Origin of the sequence: Jeotgalibacillus malaysiensis (assembly GCF_044789845.1) — a bacterium.
Lineage (GTDB): Bacteria > Bacillota > Bacilli > Bacillales > Jeotgalibacillaceae > Jeotgalibacillus > Jeotgalibacillus malaysiensis_A.
In genome coordinates this window covers 414,183-432,029 of the sequence record NZ_CP085252.1, presented here as the reverse complement: position 1 = coordinate 432,029, position 17,847 = coordinate 414,183, and the positions used below count along the sequence as shown (strand labels likewise).

Here is a 17,847-nt window from a genome sequence, read left to right as displayed (position 1 = left end):
AATGATCATATTATAATTTCAAACTCATCACACGCTGCTCTCCAACAGGCCCCGTTATTCTCCTGCCGGTGTCTTCAAACCCTGTTCGTTCATACAGCCTGAATGCAGCACTATTCTTCAGGTTAACTGAAAGCACAATTTCATTGCATGCAGGAAACTCTTTTCCAACCCATTCAGGCAGCAGCTCCATTGCCTGTCTCGCATAGCCCTTTCCCTGATGGCTCTTGGTAATGGACAGGGACGCCAGCAAATACGCACATTCATTGTCCGTATAATGCTTCAAGCGCTCGGACTGCTCCATTACGAAAAAGCCGACTGCTTTCTGATCTGCCGTGATCACAACCGGCGTCTGTTCCTCGGTAAGACGCACCAATTGATCTGCCGGGAGTGTTGTAAATTGCTCCTGCTCTTTTGATAGAAGAAAATTTGTCAGCTCTTCCTGATAGCCGTCTGAATAATGCTTCAGTGCAACCCTGGTCAACTGCTGACACGCTCCCCATCGAGCACTTCAATCATCTTTTTAATAAATGGATATGCCTTAGACTCTTCTCCAAGCGCTTCTTTAAGCCAGAGAGATTCAGCCTTTAACAGTTCAATGGTCTTACGCATGGCCCGCTCATGGTTTTCAGGCGTAATGGTTTCCAATATTTCTGTTAGTGCACGCAAAGGCTCCGCCGGCAGTGACCTCATCGCATCCTTCATGCCAAGCTGCGCGCGATGCGGTGCGTATCGATGTAACAGTACACGCGTCAGATACTTCGTCATCAAGTGAAGTGCCTCTACAGCCCATATATCATTTCCTCTATTCCACGCTTTCCGGTACTGAAATAAAAACCATCCTATATCAAATGCCTGCATCTCTACTTCTTCATCCGACAAAGTAAGATGCTGCTTAGCTTTAAACTGTTCCAGCAGGTTTTCCGGATCATGTAAAACCGTAAAATAATCGGTTGTTTTAAACGTTTCTTCAGTGACGGTAAAAAGATCCACATGCAGCAGGTTGTCGTAAACCGTGATAATCTGTGGTGCAATAATAAATAGACTTTCGTGAAAAAGCATAGGCCTGTAAACTGCCAGGTGTTCCACTCTTCTTAATAAAAATTCATCCTTATGCTCCGGATCCACAAAGCAATACAAATCCAGATCCGAAAACTCATCGCCTTCCTTTCTCCCAAGCGAACCCTTCAGCACAACTGCTTTAACTAAAGGGTCTTTTTTTAAAGATTCAGTTATTTTTTCAGCTGCTTCCATCTGAACATTCATTTCCCCCACTGCCTTTCAAACAAAATAAAAACCCTGTTCAGTATATTGTAACGAACAGGGTTTCCAACTACTACCTTTTTTAAGTTTAAACAACAAAAAACGTCCATACTGATAACACGACAGACACAGCCAAAATAATTAAAAATGGCTTCATAGCACGGCTGCGGATATCCTGCAGGCTTACATTGAGCCCAAGACCGACCATTGCCGCTGTGAGCAGCCATGTTGTAAGACCTGAAACAAACTCAAGTATTTCGGTGGAGATCGGAATGACAGGCCCAATTATATATGTTCCAGCAATACTCATTAATAAAAATCCAATCAGAAACCATGGAAAGCTGACTTTTGCTTCAGCAGAATCCGCTGACTTCCGGTTCATCCAGTACATCAGAATAAAGCACAGCGGAATCAGTAAAAATACTCTCCCAAGCTTTGCGAGAAGCGCCATTGCAAGACCATCTTCCCCTGCCGGCTCTCCTGCAAGTGCCACATGGGCTACCTCGTGAAGACTGAGTCCTGCCCACATCCCGTATTCAATATCCGATAACGGCAAAACTGGACGTAATAACGTATAAATAATCGCAAATATCGTTCCAAGCAGCGCAATGATGCCCACACTCATCGCCGTATCTTTTTCTTTCACTTTTAAAATCGGTGCAACTGCCGCAATCGCTGCCGCTCCGCACACGCCGGTTCCTACAGCAACAAGCATCGAGATCGCTTTATCTGCTTTAAAGACCTTCGCAAGCCAGACCGTTGCTGCGATCGCAAAAACGATGACTGCTGCATCCCTTAGCAGCAAACCAAATCCGTCCTGCAGTACGATTTCTATATTTAACTTCAATCCATATAAAACAATCGCTGCACGAAGCAGCCGTTTAGTTGAAAAGGTAATCCCATTTCTTAATTTATCGGGATACCCGAAGATCTGCCTGTAAAATACCGCGAGGACAATGGCTGCTGCAAGCTGTCCTGCACGGTCAAACCCTGGCACCATCGCCAGAAAATATCCGAGACCCGCAATTAAAAATGTAAATAACACGCCCGTTAGCCAGGCTGTTTTTGAAGACACATTCATCATCTCACCCCAGTCTATACTATACGCCTGGTTGTATGATTAGAAAAATTAATTATAATTATGATAACTATAAGTATTACTGATAAAAGGATGTGGCCGATATGGATCAGCAGCTCGCTGTATTTATTGCTGTTGCAGAACACCAGAGCTTTTCACAGGCAGCAAAACAACTTCACCTGACACAATCAGCAGTCAGTCAGCATATCAAATCATTTGAAAAAGAGATCGGCGCTACACTACTTGAGCGGACAAATAAATATGTCCGTCTTAATCAGGCTGGTAAAGTCGTCTATCAGCATTGCATTGAAATCAAGAATCTTTACGGCCGGATGCAGCGAATCGTTGATGATTTGACAAATCATGCAGCAGGTCCACTTAAGATCGGAGCAAGCTACACATTTGGTGAATACGCCCTGCCCCTGCTCATCGCAAAGCTTCATCAGCTTTTCCCTGAGGTTGAACCCGTTGTCACAATCGGAAATACAGCACATATTGTTGAGTTCGTGAAAAACAATCAGCTCGATATCGGGATTGTCGAAGGTCATGTAAAAGAAAGCAGATCTCTTACCATTGAAGCATTTGCCGAGGATGAAATGGTTGTTGTTGGAGCGGCTGACAGGCAGACTGATTCCGCGGATCCTGCTGAACTGGCTGAACAATTATGGGTGTGCAGAGAACACGGTTCCGGAACACGAGAGGCAGCTGAAGTTGTTTTCAGACAGCTCGGCATGACACCGGCACGCATGCTGACATTCAGCAGCACACAGGCGATCAAGCAGGCAGTAGAATCCGGGCTCGGTCTGACATTGCTATCAAAGCTTGCGATTCAAAAAGAGATCGAGTACGGGACACTTAAAGTGATTAAGGTTGATGGACTTCCGTATAAGCGGACGTTCTCTACGGTTCGTGTGTCGGCTTTTCAGACGAAAGCCCTGCAGGAGTTTTTGCGGTTGCTTATGAGAAAGTTTAGTAAGTTTTGTTTCTGACCAGGAGGGCTTCGAGTGGCGTAGCGTTCAATTATGGCTGGCGGTGATACAATCGTGGATCCATGGCGAGTCAATTATTCGTCGCGGTGTATCAATTACCTACACTCAAATCGGCGCTGGTTGAATTACTCCAATGGATAATTCAATTAATTCAGTCGCTGATACATATATCTCGAGATTTGATCCAATTATCGGCCCCCCGGTGTTTGCGAACAATAGCATCAGTAACATACCATAAAAAAATAAGCAGGCATCCCGCCTGCTCACCTTTTAATACAGCTTATTCTCATAACTGTTTTTCAGTTTCTCTTCCACGCTTTTTTCAGTCAGATCAGGCAGCTTTGCATGCGCCTGAATCATTTTAGCGGGCTTTGGAAGTTTGTCCTTTTCAAGCCAGGATTCAGGCTTCCACAGACCTGATCTAATGAAAGCTTTTGCACAGTGAATAAAGCATTCATCTACCTGGATCCGAATGGCAAGAAGAGGATTCTTTCCATTTACAGCCATCTTCTCAAGCACAGCCGGATCTGTTACAAGAACCGCTTCTCCATTGACCCTGAGCGTTTCTCCCAGACCTGGAATCATAAACAGCAATCCAACACGTGGATTTTTCAGCAGGTTAGATAGCGAATCCGCCCGCTTATTTCCCGGCCGCTCCGGAATCAGCAGGTGTTGATCATCCTCAACGACCACAAAGCCCGGTGCGTCTCCTCTTGGGGAAGCATCACAATATCCAGTTTCATCAGCTGTAGAAATGGTCAAAAATGGTGACCTGCTGATAAACGCGCGACAATGCTCATCAAGGTGGTCAATCACTTTATTTTGCACAAGCTGGCTGGGCTCACCTAAGTATGCTCTCAATTGTTCTTCTGTTTGAATATCTCCGATCATGCTGTTCTTCTCCCCACTTTTTGTGAAAGCAGAAATGCAGCACTAGCTGAAACCAGTACAACAAGACTATTCACAAACGGCATATTTTCAGCGATCGACTGGGTTCCTGAACCAGGTTCATATGTAAAGGTCAGCCAAAAGCCTGTTCCGATTTGATAAGCAGCAAGTAAAAGAATTAAACTGCCTATAAAGATTAAATATTTTTTCATGCTGATCACCCCTTTGTTATATTACGTACTTGATATATTTAAGTTTCACCAAATACAGGGCCTCTTCATTTACAATAACAGGGATCCGGTGAATAATAGAAGAAAACATGTAAAAGGAGCGGACTATGAGTTATTCAATTTTCCGTTGGATTCATATTGTATTAACGGGGATCATCACAGTACCGGTGACGTTATTTTTAGCTTCAGGCGCTATCGGGGAAAACTATGAAAATGAGTTGTTTCCCGTTCCCGGATTTCTTACATTTATCGCAGTCTGGCTGATTGGCGCCATTCTGATGTTTTTTAACAAAACCAAAGTAATTGGCATGATTTTAACGCTGTTACCCTCTATATTTTATGTAACGGTGTTAATTTACTTCCTCGTCATTCCTGCGCTGACTTTCTGAGTCTGCATCAGTACCGTGGTTTATAAATCCTGAAAAGTGGAAAGCAGGAAATAATAAACTTTTACAGGAGAGGATGCAGACCATGAAAACCATTGATGAGTATTTTCCGGATACATATGAGCAATCCAGAGAAACCTTTCGGAGCAATCTTGATAAAATCAGATTGTATTGGCCTGACGCAGAGCTGACAACGCGGCCGATTGGTAAAGAAGAGGATAATACAATTGATATGATTTATTCACCAGGCACAGAAACGAACGAAAGAGTATTACTGATGACGGCCGGCGAGCACGGGATTGAAGGCTATGCAGGTGCTGTGATGCTTGATGTATTTGTGCAGGAAATGGCGAATCAGATGGATCCGAAGCGCACAGGCATCTGTCTGATTCATGCTGTGAATCCATGGGGCATGCGGAATTTCCGCCGTGTAACAGAAAATAATGTGGACCTGAACCGCAACTATCTTGTTGACCCTGAACAGGTACCGCAGGATGTAAATGAACACTATGAAAATGTAATGAAGGTATTCCTGCCAAACGGGATTATCGATAATTACCGTCTCGCAAGGATTGACCTGCAGACGAAACTTGCAAAGGGACTCGTGTCTGAAGGTTACAACGGACTTACGACAGCAAAAGGAATGGGCCAATACGAATTTCCGACAGGCGTCTATTATGGCGGTAAGGAAAAAGAGGAAAACGCCCAGTTTCTCCAGGCGATTCAGGAAAAGCTGCTATATGAATATCCGCGAGTCATACACATGGACTGGCATACAGCGCTGGGACCGACAAATGAAGTCACCATGGTGATGAGTGAAGATGACGGCCGGACGTTAAAAGAGCTGAAAAACACGTATGGCATGAAAAACATTAATCAGTTCACGCCAGAAGTGACAAAAGGTGATTCAACGCATCATTTTCATGCGATGAAAAACCGTCATTATCCGGATACGTATCTGTTCTCAGCGTTGTTTGAGTTCGGTACATTCGGAACGAGTATGAGTGCTTCTTTGCGTGAATTTATGACGATCATTTTGGAGAACAGACTTCATCATGATGGTGCCGTGGAGGAAAAAGACAGACAGGCAATTCTTGATGAGTTTAAAGCCATGTTTTACCCGGAAGATCAGGAATGGCGCCTGGCTGTTTTAACTGAAGGGCGTAAAGCGATGAAGAGTCTGCTGCAGAATGAAGGACTGTTTACGATTAGTGGCTAATGTGAAAAAGGGTTTCCCCGGATTGTTGGGGAAACCCTTTTTTGATTAGAGATAGCTTTTCGGTGTGGGCCTGGAGTGTGCTTTTCGGATTACGTTCGCTGAAATTAGGGTCACATCCGGAAAATTCCGGGTCACATTCAACCAGTCTCAGGTCAGATTCCCGCTCAACCTGCATTTTCGGGTCACATCATGAAATTTTCGGATCACATTCAAGCCGATTTAAGGTCACATCCGCACCATTTCGGGTCACATGCAATGATCAGCCTCTACCCCCAGTTTCCTCTCCGTTCTTTCTGTAAAAACTCAATAAACAGATCAACACCCTGCAACGCATTATTTCTCACACGTTTCAGGTATTCATCCTTATAATCACTATCGCTCTCTGCGATTCTCTTCAGCATAAAGTCCTGAGTCTGGTTCACGACTTCCGTGCGCTTTAACTTCGCTTCTTTTGACAATGCCATTCCAACCGCGCCAAGTACAGCAAACAGGAGAACTGCCGGTATAATTTCACTTGATACGCCAAACGGCAGTATGATTAAAAACAGGTTCAGTACAGATACGATCACAAGCGGTGTGCCCCAAAGTCTGTATTTTAAAAACTGTTTTGTGATTGGCTCTATTTTGTCATTCAGCTTGGATAATTCCTGCTGAATATACGGTGGGTATTGCTCAAGCTTTTTATCCATCATGCTTACCCCTCCTGTCTTGTCTAATATCATATTTTAATTATACTTTTTTCTATTGTTTAACGTCAAAATAGCTGTCTTTTTAAAGCTGCTCTTCTGCCTTAAAAAATATAATAATAAACCATATGAAAAAACACAGGCGCTGTATACGTCAGGCTATCAACCTTGTTTATTGTCTTACTTTCAATTACCCGTCCATTCACTGTTTCTTTCAAAAAGAAGTTGCGTTTCAGCACAGCCATCACAACTGTTCCAAAGAACCCTGTTACGGCAATGAGCAGACCTGAAAAGATACTGAAGCTGAGTGACATTGGTGTGATGTAGGGGGCGATGATGACAGATAACAGAACGGTTCCCGCTATCCCTGCAATAAACCCTTCCCACGTCAGATCAGGATTGGCGGAGGCCAATACTTTCTTTTTACCGAATTTCTTCGATACAAGTAAATGAATAACGTCATTTGCCTGCGTGAGCGGGACTAAATAGAGCACCATCAATGCCCCGTACTGCTCAGCAATCCGTACGTCATGTCTTGTAATCTCAGGCATCATCGCAAAGAGCGCAAGATGACTGATTCCAAATACAAGCAGCATCAGCCCCCACTGCGTCATGCTGACAGATTTTAAAAAGCCGGCGCTGCCATTTCTGAAGATCCTTACGAGCGGCAGGAATAAGAATACATAGATTGGAATAAAAACAATAAACATGCCATACCAGCCGATATAAATCCAGAAAAAGTTTAACGGTATTGCAAGGTAAGCCCAGATGAAAATTCTTCTATCCTGCTTCCTCGTTTCAAGCATTGAAAAATACTCACGAAGTGCCAGGAAGCATAAGAGCATCAGTGAGATCAGCGAGACCGTCGGGTGGAAAGCCATTGAAAGCACAAAGATAATCGCCATACCCCACCACAGCTTTGTTCTGATCATTAATTCATCATATTTATCGCTGCCCTTATTTTTCCTTTTATGAAAGTATGTTATAACTGAAACAACGAGACTCACCGAAATAAGTAGTAAGAAAATAAAATATATGTAATGCAACACATCATTCAACTGCTTCACCTCAACTTTCCTGAAGGGAGTGACAACTTCTTTGGATGATCAAAAGATTTATATACTACTAACAGACACCGGCACCGCTTTTACCAAAACGATTAAACGCTATACAAAAGCGCCTTACAATCATTCTTCCCTTTCTTTAGACCGGGAGCTGATTCAATTATATAGCTTTGGCCGCAAAAATCCTAATAACCCCTTTAATGGTGGTTTCGTCCAGGAAAATGTGCTGAAGGGCACCTATAAAAAGTTCCCTCACACCACCTGTGCTGTATATGAAATGACCATCACTACCCGTCAATACGAAAAAATCACCAGAATGATTCGTTTATTTCAAAAAAAGGACCGCAAAACGATTTATAATTTGCTTGGTGTGTTCGGTGTGGCTTTTAAAGAGCCGTTTGAACCGCATGGCTCTTACTTCTGCTCGCAATTTGTTGCAGAGATTCTGCACCGGGCAGGCGTGAAACTCTGGGATAAGCTTCCTGCACTTGTTGAACCGGATGACTTCAGGAAATCTGAAAAGACAGTGTTAATTTATGAAGGACTGCTGACTGCTTATGAGCCTGTATCCGGACGTAAAAAAGAGGCTGGGACATTAATATAATGTTCAGCCTCTTCAATCGTTTCGCTGCGCTTCAGGCGGACGCTTTCCGGACGGAGGTTGCTGAGCCTCCTCAGGCAAGCCTTGCGGGGTCTCAGCTTCCCTCTAATCGTCCCGGAGTCACCGCCTTACACTCCGCTACACTAAGATGAGTTTCTATCTAGAGATGGTTTAAATATCAATTCCAACCCAATCTTTTCTTTTAAAAATCATATTCTTCAATCATTCTTTTCGTAATCAGTTCATACCCTTTTTTATTCGGATGAAGGGCATCGCTGAAATACTCTGTGCTTTTCTCTTTCAGTATGCCATCTGTTGCGATAAATTTCACGCGTGGATATTCCTCCACCATACTTTTGCTTAAGTCATTCCAGTCATTTATAATCTGCTGAATTTCCTCGTTTTCAGGATAGGGATTGAACAGTCCTAAAAACAAAATCGGCGCTTCCGGATTCTCTTCACGAATGATTGATAAGATCTCTTCAAGGTTATTTTCATAATCCTCTTTACCCGTCTGAATACGATCATCATATAAAGGATTCAGGTCACCACCGTTTGTTTTGATCAAATCATTTGTGCCGATAAATACAGTAAAATACTCTGCGTTTTTCAGCGTGGCTTTCACTTCCTCATCCTCAAGCTGGGCAAGCAATCCATCTGTCTGCTGACCCGGTATTCCATAATTATAGACTGTCAGCGGTTCATCGCGATGTTTATTCACGACTTCTTCAAGATTTTCTGCATACCCAGCGCCTGAATGGTCACCAATCCCGTAGGTTAAGGAATCTCCAAGTGCCACAAGTTCCTCGCCGCGTTCAGGTGTATTGTAATCATATATCCATAGTCCGCCGGCACCTGCTGCAAGCACAATCAGTGCTAGGATCGATATTTTCACTTTATTCATATAAAAGACCTCCTAAGGACTATGGATTCCCCGGGAGGCTCTGATCAAACGCGTTGACTCGTTTTGTCATTAAAACGTTATATTAAGCGGGTCTGATTACCTTATTTCTCGTTTACAACAACAGCTGCATATCGGTCATGCGCCATGCTTCTGCCATCAATACCTTCATACGCCTCTTTGTCTTTAAAATATTTGAATCCACCCACAGTATCACGGTATGCCATCCGCTTTAACAGCTGTTCAGTCGTTAGCGGGAACCCGTCTTCACTTTCAAGCTTCAGCCCCATTGCACGGTAGCCGACTGTCTGTCCGCAGCTCTTCAGCTGAGCGAGTTCAAGTCCCCACATCACTGCAGTTGGTGTGACTAATGCATGGAAGGCTTCATTTTTGATTTTCTTTCTTAAAGCATATTCAACACCTGCTGTGACAGCACTTGATACCGCTAAGTCGATTAAAATGGCTTTCAGTCGTCTTTTTGTTACCTCATTCATGTTTGATCTGCTCCTTCCGCCGGATACGTTTTTTGTAAAAATTCAATGGACTGTCGGATTAAATCCCTCAGCACGTCCGTATGTACATCATCAAGCTTATTAATATACACACATGCTTTACCCGAAGTATGCTTCCCGAAATCCTTCAGCAGCACCTCACGCTCAGCATCTCCTGTGGCAAAATACAAGCTGATCTTTGCCTTCCTCGGTGAAAAGCCTACAAGCGGGGCATCACCTTCGTGACCGGTTGGATACTTGTAATGATAAGAACCGAAACCAATGATGCTTGGTCCCCACATTTTCGCTTCATAGCCTGAGGTTTCCTCGAAGATCTCAAGCAGCCTGTATGCATCTTCCCGCTTTTTAGGAGAGTCCACTGCTTCAATAAATTCAATTACACTGCCATCGTGTTCTTTCGTTTTTTGTTCATATGCCACTACCCCTGCACCTCCCGCTTAAAATAAAGCATGGTCCCGTTTACGCCTGCAAGCTCCCAGCCTTCGCTGCCCATTTTATTGAGCATATTAATGATATAGCGCTCTATCTCTTCCCGGTAATTTGACCTTACTTCAATGTACTCAATCCGGTATTCAAATTTTTTCATTTCAAAAGAACACCCCTGACTATTTCGCTTTTCTTTTTTGCATCAACAAAGAGCTGCCTATATAAAGAGACGCCAGCCCAGTTAAAGCTGCAGCGATTGTTACAAGCAGCAAAAAGAGCATTACCAAGCCATTGCCAACAGGACCGATCCTTTCGTGAAAATATGAAAAATAAACCAGTACTCCTGCCAAACCAATAAACAGGATTCCGCCAACAATCAGAACTAAAGCACGCATTCGTGATCACTCCTACATTCATATACGACGCGGCACTGAAAAAGATTCAGCTCCCCTGCCATTTTCCCTCGCGCCATTCAAACCATCTGCCGTGTCCATCTGTCTCCCCGACTACGTATCTCTTACAGCGCCCATCCACATACAGATCCACTCGCAGCTTCCCGTCTGTGATGTTATTAAACATATGTGCTGTATCTCTCATGTCACCAAGCGCTTCAACTTTTTCCATCAAGTCTTCTCTTACATGTGCCGGCATTTGGTTCGCTACATGCGTGTGAAAAACACAAAGCAGCGTATCCTGCTCTGTCTGATTAGCGAGCTCAGGCAGTAAGTCGACTCCATTACCCTCTATGAGCTGTGGCGGGTTTTCTCTTAGAATGACAGAAGACTGATCAAAGTTTCTCCTTCTGTCATGATGCTCAGGCCAAATCAGCGCTTTTAACCAGAGACGATCATCTTCATTCGTGAGATCACTAATATTCAGATCAACGCCAATCCGGCTTTTGACCGGTGGGATGCCTGCTGATAAATCAGGCAGGCGGCCATTTCTGACTTCAGCTGATAAAGTCAGCATTGAAGCCTGATTTCCATATAGCGCTTCACCATACGAGTAAGCATACTGATCCCATAACAGCTGAAGACCTGCACTCGTTCCAATTTCAATCAGTGACAGCGGCTTTTTAACTTCCCGATATAAAGAGACAAAGACAGGATATAAATAAGCGCACCTTCTCACTTCATTCGTCTGAACACGGCGCGTTTTTAACAAATCACGGATCTGCTCATGATGGGTCAGCACGAATTCTTTAAAGGCTGGAAAAGGAGACTGACCTGTTTCCGGCTTTTCCGTCAAACTCGGATAAAAGGCTCTCAAAACATGATGAGGCTCCTTCATCAGCAAATACTGCACTGCACCAAAAAGAAGATTGGGTACAGGCTGACCCTCTCTGGCATCCTGACAGATTTGAAGAAGCTCTGAATCTTCTGCGATATTTAACGATAATGCTTTGTAAAAAGGGCTTGATCCTTCACATTGTTCAATGGCAAACTGTTTAAATGCCTGTGATAATTGACTGTTCATATGTATCCTCCCCTTTCCCCCTGTTAAAGTGTCTTCTTCTATACAGCATGTGTAAAATCCTGCATATGGAAATTCACATTTCGTTTGCTTGCCCGTACTGAACCAACAGCGTATGCTAAAAAACAGAGACCACGTTTCAGGAGGGATACAGATGATTGATTTACGAAGTGACACTGTGACAAAACCGAATGAAAGAATGCGAAAAGCAATGTATGATGCTGAGGTTGGTGATGATGTATACGGTGAGGATCCGACAGTTAACCGTTTAGAAAGATTGGCAGCTGAAGTGCTTGGAAAAGAAAATGCGCTATTTGTGACAAGCGGTACTCAGGGAAATCAGATTGCCGGGCTCGTTCACTGCAGACAGGGACAGGAAGTCATTATGGAATCACAGGCTCACCTGTTTTTATATGAAGCCGCTGCAATGTCCGCGCTTGCCGGTGTTCAGATCAAAACACTTAAAGGGGCACGCGGTGCAATGAACCCGGCCGAGGTTGAAGCTGCAATTCGCGGTGCGGATATTCATGAACCTGAGACGGGATTGATTACACTTGAAAATACACATAATAAAGCGGGCGGTGCAGTCCTGCCGCTTGAAAATATGAAGGACGTTCATAAAATTGCGCAAAAGCATCAGGTCCCGGTTCATTTAGATGGTGCACGCCTCTTTAACGCCCAGGCTGCAACCGGGATTTCTGTAAAAGAATACGCGCAATACACTGACACCGTTCAATTTTGCTTATCAAAAGGACTTGGTGCACCGGTAGGCTCCATTATTGCCGGGTCACATGAGTTTATACAACATGCACGTAAATGGCGTAAGCGCCTTGGCGGAGGGCTTAGACAGGTCGGCGTGATCGCAGCACCGGGGATAATTGCGCTTGAGAATGCAGAACGCCTGAAAGACGATAACGCCAATGCAAAGAAACTGGCAGATGGCCTCCTGAATATTAAAGGGGTTGTCATTGATAATGAAGTGGAAACAAACATTATCCTGATGAACCTTTCAGATTCAGGGATTGAAACGGCAGTATTTCTTGAGCACTTGAAAGAAAATGGGATTATTGCAGGCGGCTTTGGGCCTGGCATTGTCAGGTTTGTAACGAACAACGGGGTGGCAGAAGAAGACATTGATAAGACGTTAAAAGTGGTTCAGAAAATCATGAGCGCATAACTTTAAAAAGGTGTCCGGCATTTCTCAGCGCCGGACACCTTTTTATTAGGAAGTCATTCTTTCTTCTTCAACAGACTCCGCTTTTACAGCATCTTTTCTTCTCTCTTTTAAAAATAACACAAGCACCGCGCCAATCAGCGCCATACCGGTTGCAACTGTAAATGTCAGCCCGTATCCGGAATACAATGCATCAGCTGATACTGCTGCTTCAAGCTGTTCAGCGCCAAGCTCTGCATAATTGGACATATCAGGCTCAAAGTTAAGTGAAGCCTGAGTCATAATCGTAATCAGAATCGCCGTTCCGATCGCAGCGCCTACCTGCTGCATTGTGTTTGCCATTGCTGAACCATGAGCATTCAGCTTTGCAGGAATCTGGTTTAATGCGTGCGTCATCACAGGCATCATCCCAAACGATAATCCAAACATACGGATCGCATATACAATGGTGATCGTAGTAACTGAAGTCGTTGCATCAAGCGTTGTAAAGAAAAATGTCGTCACAACGACAATCAGCATGCCCGGAATCGCAAGCTTTTTCACACCAAATTTATCAAACAAAATCCCTGTAATCGGGGACATAATCCCGATTACAATGGCCCCTGGCAGGAGCATGAGCCCTGAATCTAGCGCACTCAGCCCTCTTGCGGTTTGCATATACATTGGCAGAATCGTCTCCGCACTGATCATCGCAATGATGACAAATACTGAAACCACCAAACCAATCGAGAAATCTCTATTCTTAAATACTCTGAATTCAAGTAGAGGTGTCTGGAGTCTAAGCTGACGCCATACGAATAACCCGATAATCAGGAATCCGCCAGCTACACATGAAATGACAAGTGCATCATCCCATCCGCGCTCAGATCCTGTACTGAAACCGTACAATAATCCGCCGAAACCGAGTGATGACATCACAATTGAGATAACATCCACACGCGGGTTCGTCTGCTCCGTCACGTTTTTAATAAAGATAAACGCCATAATCCATGTGAGTATTGCAATTGGAAGCACCGCGTAGAACAGCATCCGCCAGTTATAATATTCTATCAGTAAACCGGACAATGTTGGTCCGATCGCCGGTGCAAATGAGATCACAAGCCCCATCAGCCCCATTGCCGTTCCACGCTTTTCAACCGGGAAGATATTTAAAAGCACCGTCATCATCAGGGGCATCATGACACCTGAACCCATCGCCTGCACAATTCTTGCGACAAGCAGCAGTGCGAACGAATCGGAAAAAGCAGCGACTGCCGTACCAAACGTAAATACTGTAATCGCTGTGATGAAAATCTGCCTCGTTGTAAATTTACCGATGAAAAACGCTGAGATTGGAATCATGATTCCGTTTGTCAGCAGAAATGCTGTCGTCAGCCACTGTACCTGATGCGCACCAATATCAAAATGCACCATAATCTCAGGCAGCGCCGTTGCAAGCAGCGTTTCATTTAGTAATGCAAAAAAGGCACCCATCAGCATAACCGCTACCATAGGACCTTTTCTTATATGCTGAAAAGATTCTGTCATTCGAATCATCCTTTCTATATAAAAATCACAGAGTTTATCATATAGGATTCTTTACTGGTTTTGTATGATCAATTTACCTATAATGTACAGATAAACGACAGTGTAGGAGAAATGTCTATGAAAAAAGAAGATTTGCGAGTGAAGAGAACGAGGAAACTGCTGTTTGATTCCCTGATCCGTTTACTGAATAAACCAGGTATGACCTTTGAAGATGTCACCGTCCAGAAGATCTGTGAAGATGCAATGGTTCACCGGTCGACGTTCTACTCTCATTACACAGACAAATATGACTTATTTATTGTAGAGCTTGGAAGACTTGATGACAGGCTGGATGAGTCTGAGAGAGCACTCAGGCTGACAAAGCCCTTTACGATGATGCAGAAGCTTGACTATCTTGAAGAGCTTGAGCATGTGTTTTTAGCAAACCAGAATGATGTGTATCTGGCTAATCGGCTGCAGCAGTCCTTTAAGAAGAATATTGAGCGGGACCTGATTTTGTTAAGCGCTGAAGCGGGTAAACTGGATGTGCCGCTTGATATGTATGCAGAATTCCACTCAGGGACGATTGCGATGCTCCATATGTGGTGGCTCAGACAGGATAAGGCTTATACGGCCGAGGAGATGGATGTTTATTTTGAGCGGTTGATGGGGTGAGGTGTTGGGGAGGTTGGTTGGTTCATGAAATGATGCTGGAGGTTCAGGAGATTACGTGAGGTGTTCAGGAGATTAATGGCATAGTTCAGGACATTTTCAAGGTAGTCCATGAAATTACCACCCCTGTTCCGCAGATCGTGACAAAAGACTCGCCATCCTGCCTCCTATCTCCACGAAAAAGCTGCCCCGCTAAAGGCAGCTTTTTTCGTGTATTTCTATTACGTTCCACAAAAAGTCCGGTAAGGTCCTGCATCCGGATCCGGTCCCGAACAATAAGGCGCCTGATCATCGCTATACGCGTAAGGGTCCCGCAATACATTAAGCAGGCGGTTCAGCACGCTCAAATCCTCACGCTCAACAGCAGCCGCAATCGCTTCTTCCACGCGGTGATTACGCGGGATCACATTTGGATTATGCTGCTTCATCAAATTACTAACTTCTTCCGGTGACGCCTCCTGACGCTCAAGACGCTCATTCCAGCGCTTCAGCCAATCAGCAAATTCTTCACCGGCAATCGGCACTTCACCGAGCGTCAGTTTTCTGAATGTATTCGTAAAATCAGCTTTGTTTTTGTGCATCAGGTTCAGCAGCTGCTCAATCAGCTTCTCATCATCAGCTTCTTTGCTTAACAGTCCAAGCTTTTTAAGCATACCACTGTGCCACGCGTTAAAATAAAGATCCTTATACTGATTCATTTCATTCTGAGCAAGCTCAATCGCTTTTTCCTGATCATCATGCATCACCGGTACAAGACTTTCTGCAAACCTTGCAAGATTCCAACCGCCAATATGCGGCTGATTTCCGTATGCGTATCGCCCTTGCACATCAATTGAGCTGAATACTGTTGACGGATCGTTTTCATTCATAAAGGCACAAGGTCCATAATCAATGGATTCACCGCTGATTGTCATGTTATCTGTATTCATTACGCCATGAATAAAGCCGACAAGCTGCCATTTCGCAATGAGTTCAGCCTGATTTTTCATGACTTCCTTCAGCAGGCCGAGGTATGGATTGTCAGTGTCCAGCACCTTCGGATAATGACGCTCAATCGCATAATCTGCGAGCGCTTTAACATTGTCAGTCTCCGTCAGTCTGACTGCATATTCGAACGTACCCACACGCAAATGGCTTGATGCTACACGCGTCATAACTGCACCTGTCAGCAACCGCTCGCGCATAACTGTTTCACCGGTCAGCGTCACTGCAAGGCTTCGGCTCGTTGGAATGCCGAGACCGTGCATGGCTTCACTGATAATATACTCGCGGAGCATCGGTCCAAGCGCCGCCCGTCCGTCACCACCGCGTGAGAATTTAGTGCGTCCCGACCCTTTCAGCTGAATATCTTTCCGCTCTCCAGCCGGGGTGATCTGCTCTCCAAATAATAATGCACGACCGTCTCCAAGCATGGTGAACTGTCCAAACTGGTGTCCTGCATATGCCTGTGCGATCGGTTCAGATCCTTCAGGGACTTCATTGCCTGCAAGGATCTCCTCTTCGTCTGCCAAGACATTCGGATCGAGACCCAGTTCTTTTGCGAGCGGTTCATTCAATATAAATAACTCAGGACTTGCTACCGGGTTCGGTTCCATTTTTGAAAAAAAGATGTCCGGAAGCTTTGTATAAGTCTGCTCGAGCTTCCATCCTGCTTTTGTGCGCTGCGTCATCGTACATCCCTCCTTTGGCTATTATCTCCTGATTTCAGTGTAACATGCCGGGAAGCGTTTTCCGTTCTGAGCGCTTACCGGTCTAGAATAACCGTTTTAAATCAGTCAGTCGCTCTATTTCATATTCAAAATCATCCACTTTCCCAAAACCATACTTCGCAAATACAAACGGCACACCGGCTTTACGTGCGGCATCACGGTCACCCTGTGTATCTCCTACATAAACGGGGCTCTTCAATCCATTCCGTTCAATCACGAGCTTGATATTTTCTCCTTTTGAAAGCCCTGTTCTGCCCGGATTCTCAAAGTCATCAAAAAAACGATCAAGTTTGTGGTACTGATAAAAGGCTTCAATATAGCCTTCCTGACAGTTACTCACGATGAAGAGACGGTATTTTTCAGAGAGATAGATCAGCGTATCTTCAAGTGCCGGATACAACTCTCCCCCATTTTCCGCTACATAGGGAATTTCGATCTCTGTTAAATAATCCATGACTTCCTTTTGATCCTCAGCGCTCAACTCAGGGAAAAAGATTTGTGAGATCTCGTGCATCTGCTTTCCCATTGTCTGTTTCAAATCATCAAGTGTTAGTTTCTTATCTGCTTTCGGATGGCCCTCAATTGCTCTATTCCATGAAGTTAACACGGTTTCCCGAGGATCCCACAAGGTACCATCCAGATCAAAAATAATACTGTCCATTTGTCATTCCTCCAAAGGTTCGTTTATTTTGGGTTTACCCGAATCAGCTTTGACTTATGTCTTTTTTACATTTACAGATAAATACTTCTGCCTGAGAAATTTAACTAAATTATTATTCTAAAATACATTGTAATATGAAATACTGCCATTCCAATAATGAAAACCCTTACATATATTTTATTTTTCTCTTTATTACAAAAACTTTTCAAACCCCCTTTACAATAGTCGGGTTTCCCGATAATATTAATTTCATCTTTAACACAACTTTATATGGAACTTATCAAGAGTGACCGAGGGACAGGCCCTATGACGTCCGGCAACCCCCAGCTTCAGCTGGGAAGGTGCCAATTCCTACAGAATGATTTCATTCTGAAAGATAACCCGATTCCATTTTCAGGTGCCTCTTTCCGAA

Annotated in this window: 22 protein-coding genes and 1 riboswitch; of the genes, 6 read left to right on the top strand and 16 right to left on the bottom strand. The window is 44.2% G+C overall.

Annotated features, from left to right (window positions below; genetic code table 11):
- Positions 1-10: 10 nt before the first annotated feature.
- From LG330_RS02565 to LG330_RS02555, 3 genes are all read right to left on the bottom strand, one after another.
- On the bottom strand, positions 11-481 hold the full coding sequence (locus LG330_RS02565; protein WP_404407160.1) for a GNAT family N-acetyltransferase: 471 nt from the start codon (positions 479-481) through the stop codon (positions 11-13).
- On the bottom strand, positions 478-1,263 hold the full coding sequence (locus LG330_RS02560) for a nucleotidyltransferase domain-containing protein (RefSeq protein ID WP_404407159.1): 786 nt from the start codon (positions 1,261-1,263) through the stop codon (positions 478-480). The genes LG330_RS02565 and LG330_RS02560 overlap by 4 nt, the downstream gene beginning before the upstream one ends.
- 85 nt (positions 1,264-1,348) lie before the next feature.
- Positions 1,349-2,341, bottom strand: coding sequence for a YeiH family protein (locus tag LG330_RS02555; protein ID WP_404407158.1), 993 nt, complete (start codon positions 2,339-2,341; stop codon positions 1,349-1,351).
- Positions 2,342-2,442: 101 nt separating this feature from the next.
- Between LG330_RS02555 and LG330_RS02550 the strand changes: the two genes are divergently transcribed.
- Positions 2,443-3,327, top strand: coding sequence for a LysR family transcriptional regulator (locus LG330_RS02550; RefSeq protein WP_404407157.1), 885 nt, complete (start codon positions 2,443-2,445; stop codon positions 3,325-3,327).
- Between the two features lie 270 nt (positions 3,328-3,597).
- On the opposite strand, the gene LG330_RS02545 is transcribed toward LG330_RS02550, so the two are convergent.
- Positions 3,598-4,218 carry a pyridoxamine 5'-phosphate oxidase family protein gene (locus LG330_RS02545; RefSeq protein WP_404407156.1) on the bottom strand — a complete coding sequence of 207 codons (621 nt, stop codon included), beginning with the start codon at positions 4,216-4,218 and terminating at the stop codon, positions 3,598-3,600.
- Positions 4,215-4,427 (bottom strand): hypothetical protein, encoded by a 213-nt coding sequence (locus LG330_RS02540; protein ID WP_404407155.1) that lies wholly within the window; start codon positions 4,425-4,427, stop codon positions 4,215-4,217. The genes LG330_RS02545 and LG330_RS02540 overlap by 4 nt, the downstream gene beginning before the upstream one ends.
- A 125-nt stretch (positions 4,428-4,552) precedes the next feature.
- Here LG330_RS02540 and LG330_RS02535 point away from each other — a divergent pair, with 125 nt between their 5' ends.
- Positions 4,553-4,834, top strand: a complete 282-nt coding sequence (locus LG330_RS02535) for a hypothetical protein (protein WP_404407154.1) — start codon at positions 4,553-4,555, stop codon at positions 4,832-4,834.
- 82 nt (positions 4,835-4,916) lie between these two features.
- On the top strand, positions 4,917-6,050 hold the full coding sequence (locus LG330_RS02530; protein WP_404407153.1) for a M14 family metallopeptidase: 1,134 nt from the start codon (positions 4,917-4,919) through the stop codon (positions 6,048-6,050).
- Positions 6,051-6,316: 266 nt separating this feature from the next.
- Here the strand turns inward: LG330_RS02530 and LG330_RS02525 are convergent, their stop codons facing one another.
- Positions 6,317-6,742 (bottom strand): DUF5392 family protein, encoded by a 426-nt coding sequence (locus LG330_RS02525; RefSeq protein WP_404407152.1) that lies wholly within the window; start codon positions 6,740-6,742, stop codon positions 6,317-6,319.
- A gap of 98 nt (positions 6,743-6,840) precedes the next feature.
- The gene (locus LG330_RS02520; protein WP_404407151.1) at positions 6,841-7,668 is read right to left on the bottom strand and encodes a phosphatidate cytidylyltransferase; all 828 of its coding nucleotides are present in this window, start codon (positions 7,666-7,668) and stop codon (positions 6,841-6,843) included.
- A gap of 166 nt (positions 7,669-7,834) precedes the next feature.
- On the opposite strand from LG330_RS02520, the gene LG330_RS02515 reads away from it, so the two are divergent.
- Complete coding sequence (locus LG330_RS02515; protein WP_404407150.1) at positions 7,835-8,404, top strand: hypothetical protein; 570 nt, start codon at positions 7,835-7,837, stop codon at positions 8,402-8,404.
- 199 nt (positions 8,405-8,603) lie between these two features.
- Here the strand turns inward: LG330_RS02515 and LG330_RS02510 are convergent, their stop codons facing one another.
- The 6 genes from LG330_RS02510 to LG330_RS02485 all read right to left on the bottom strand — a co-directional run bounded on the left by LG330_RS02510 (position 8,604) and on the right by LG330_RS02485 (position 11,716).
- Positions 8,604-9,305 carry a GDSL-type esterase/lipase family protein gene (locus tag LG330_RS02510; protein WP_404407149.1) on the bottom strand — a complete coding sequence of 234 codons (702 nt, stop codon included), beginning with the start codon at positions 9,303-9,305 and terminating at the stop codon, positions 8,604-8,606.
- Positions 9,306-9,406: 101 nt separating this feature from the next.
- A complete protein-coding gene (locus LG330_RS02505; protein ID WP_404407148.1) occupies positions 9,407-9,796 on the bottom strand; it encodes an RDD family protein in 390 nt (129 codons plus the stop codon).
- Positions 9,793-10,233 (bottom strand): DUF1801 domain-containing protein, encoded by a 441-nt coding sequence (locus LG330_RS02500; protein WP_404407147.1) that lies wholly within the window; start codon positions 10,231-10,233, stop codon positions 9,793-9,795. The genes LG330_RS02505 and LG330_RS02500 overlap by 4 nt, the downstream gene beginning before the upstream one ends.
- Complete coding sequence (locus LG330_RS02495) at positions 10,233-10,400, bottom strand: hypothetical protein (protein WP_404407146.1); 168 nt, start codon at positions 10,398-10,400, stop codon at positions 10,233-10,235. The genes LG330_RS02500 and LG330_RS02495 overlap by 1 nt, the downstream gene beginning before the upstream one ends.
- Before the next feature lie 19 nt (positions 10,401-10,419).
- Entirely contained in the window at positions 10,420-10,635 is a 216-nt protein-coding gene (locus tag LG330_RS02490) for a hypothetical protein (RefSeq protein ID WP_404407145.1), read from the bottom strand.
- 46 nt (positions 10,636-10,681) lie between these two features.
- Positions 10,682-11,716, bottom strand: a complete 1,035-nt coding sequence (locus LG330_RS02485) for a DUF2332 domain-containing protein (protein ID WP_404407144.1) — start codon at positions 11,714-11,716, stop codon at positions 10,682-10,684.
- Positions 11,717-11,867: 151 nt separating this feature from the next.
- On the opposite strand from LG330_RS02485, the gene ltaE reads away from it, so the two are divergent.
- A complete protein-coding gene (ltaE, locus tag LG330_RS02480) occupies positions 11,868-12,890 on the top strand; it encodes a low-specificity L-threonine aldolase (protein ID WP_404407143.1) in 1,023 nt (340 codons plus the stop codon).
- 45 nt (positions 12,891-12,935) lie between these two features.
- Here ltaE and LG330_RS02475 read toward each other — a convergent pair whose 3' ends face one another.
- On the bottom strand, positions 12,936-14,414 hold the full coding sequence (locus LG330_RS02475) for an MDR family MFS transporter (protein WP_404407142.1): 1,479 nt from the start codon (positions 14,412-14,414) through the stop codon (positions 12,936-12,938).
- Between the two features lie 117 nt (positions 14,415-14,531).
- On the opposite strand from LG330_RS02475, the gene LG330_RS02470 reads away from it, so the two are divergent.
- A complete protein-coding gene (locus tag LG330_RS02470) occupies positions 14,532-15,068 on the top strand; it encodes a TetR/AcrR family transcriptional regulator (RefSeq protein ID WP_404407141.1) in 537 nt (178 codons plus the stop codon).
- Between the two features lie 218 nt (positions 15,069-15,286).
- Here LG330_RS02470 and LG330_RS02465 read toward each other — a convergent pair whose 3' ends face one another.
- Positions 15,287-16,735 (bottom strand): YdiU family protein, encoded by a 1,449-nt coding sequence (locus LG330_RS02465; protein WP_404407140.1) that lies wholly within the window; start codon positions 16,733-16,735, stop codon positions 15,287-15,289.
- Positions 16,736-16,817: 82 nt separating this feature from the next.
- Positions 16,818-17,435 (bottom strand): HAD family hydrolase, encoded by a 618-nt coding sequence (locus tag LG330_RS02460; protein WP_404407139.1) that lies wholly within the window; start codon positions 17,433-17,435, stop codon positions 16,818-16,820.
- Between the two features lie 274 nt (positions 17,436-17,709).
- Positions 17,710-17,818: riboswitch (SAM riboswitch) on the top strand.
- Positions 17,819-17,847: the final 29 nt, after the last annotated feature.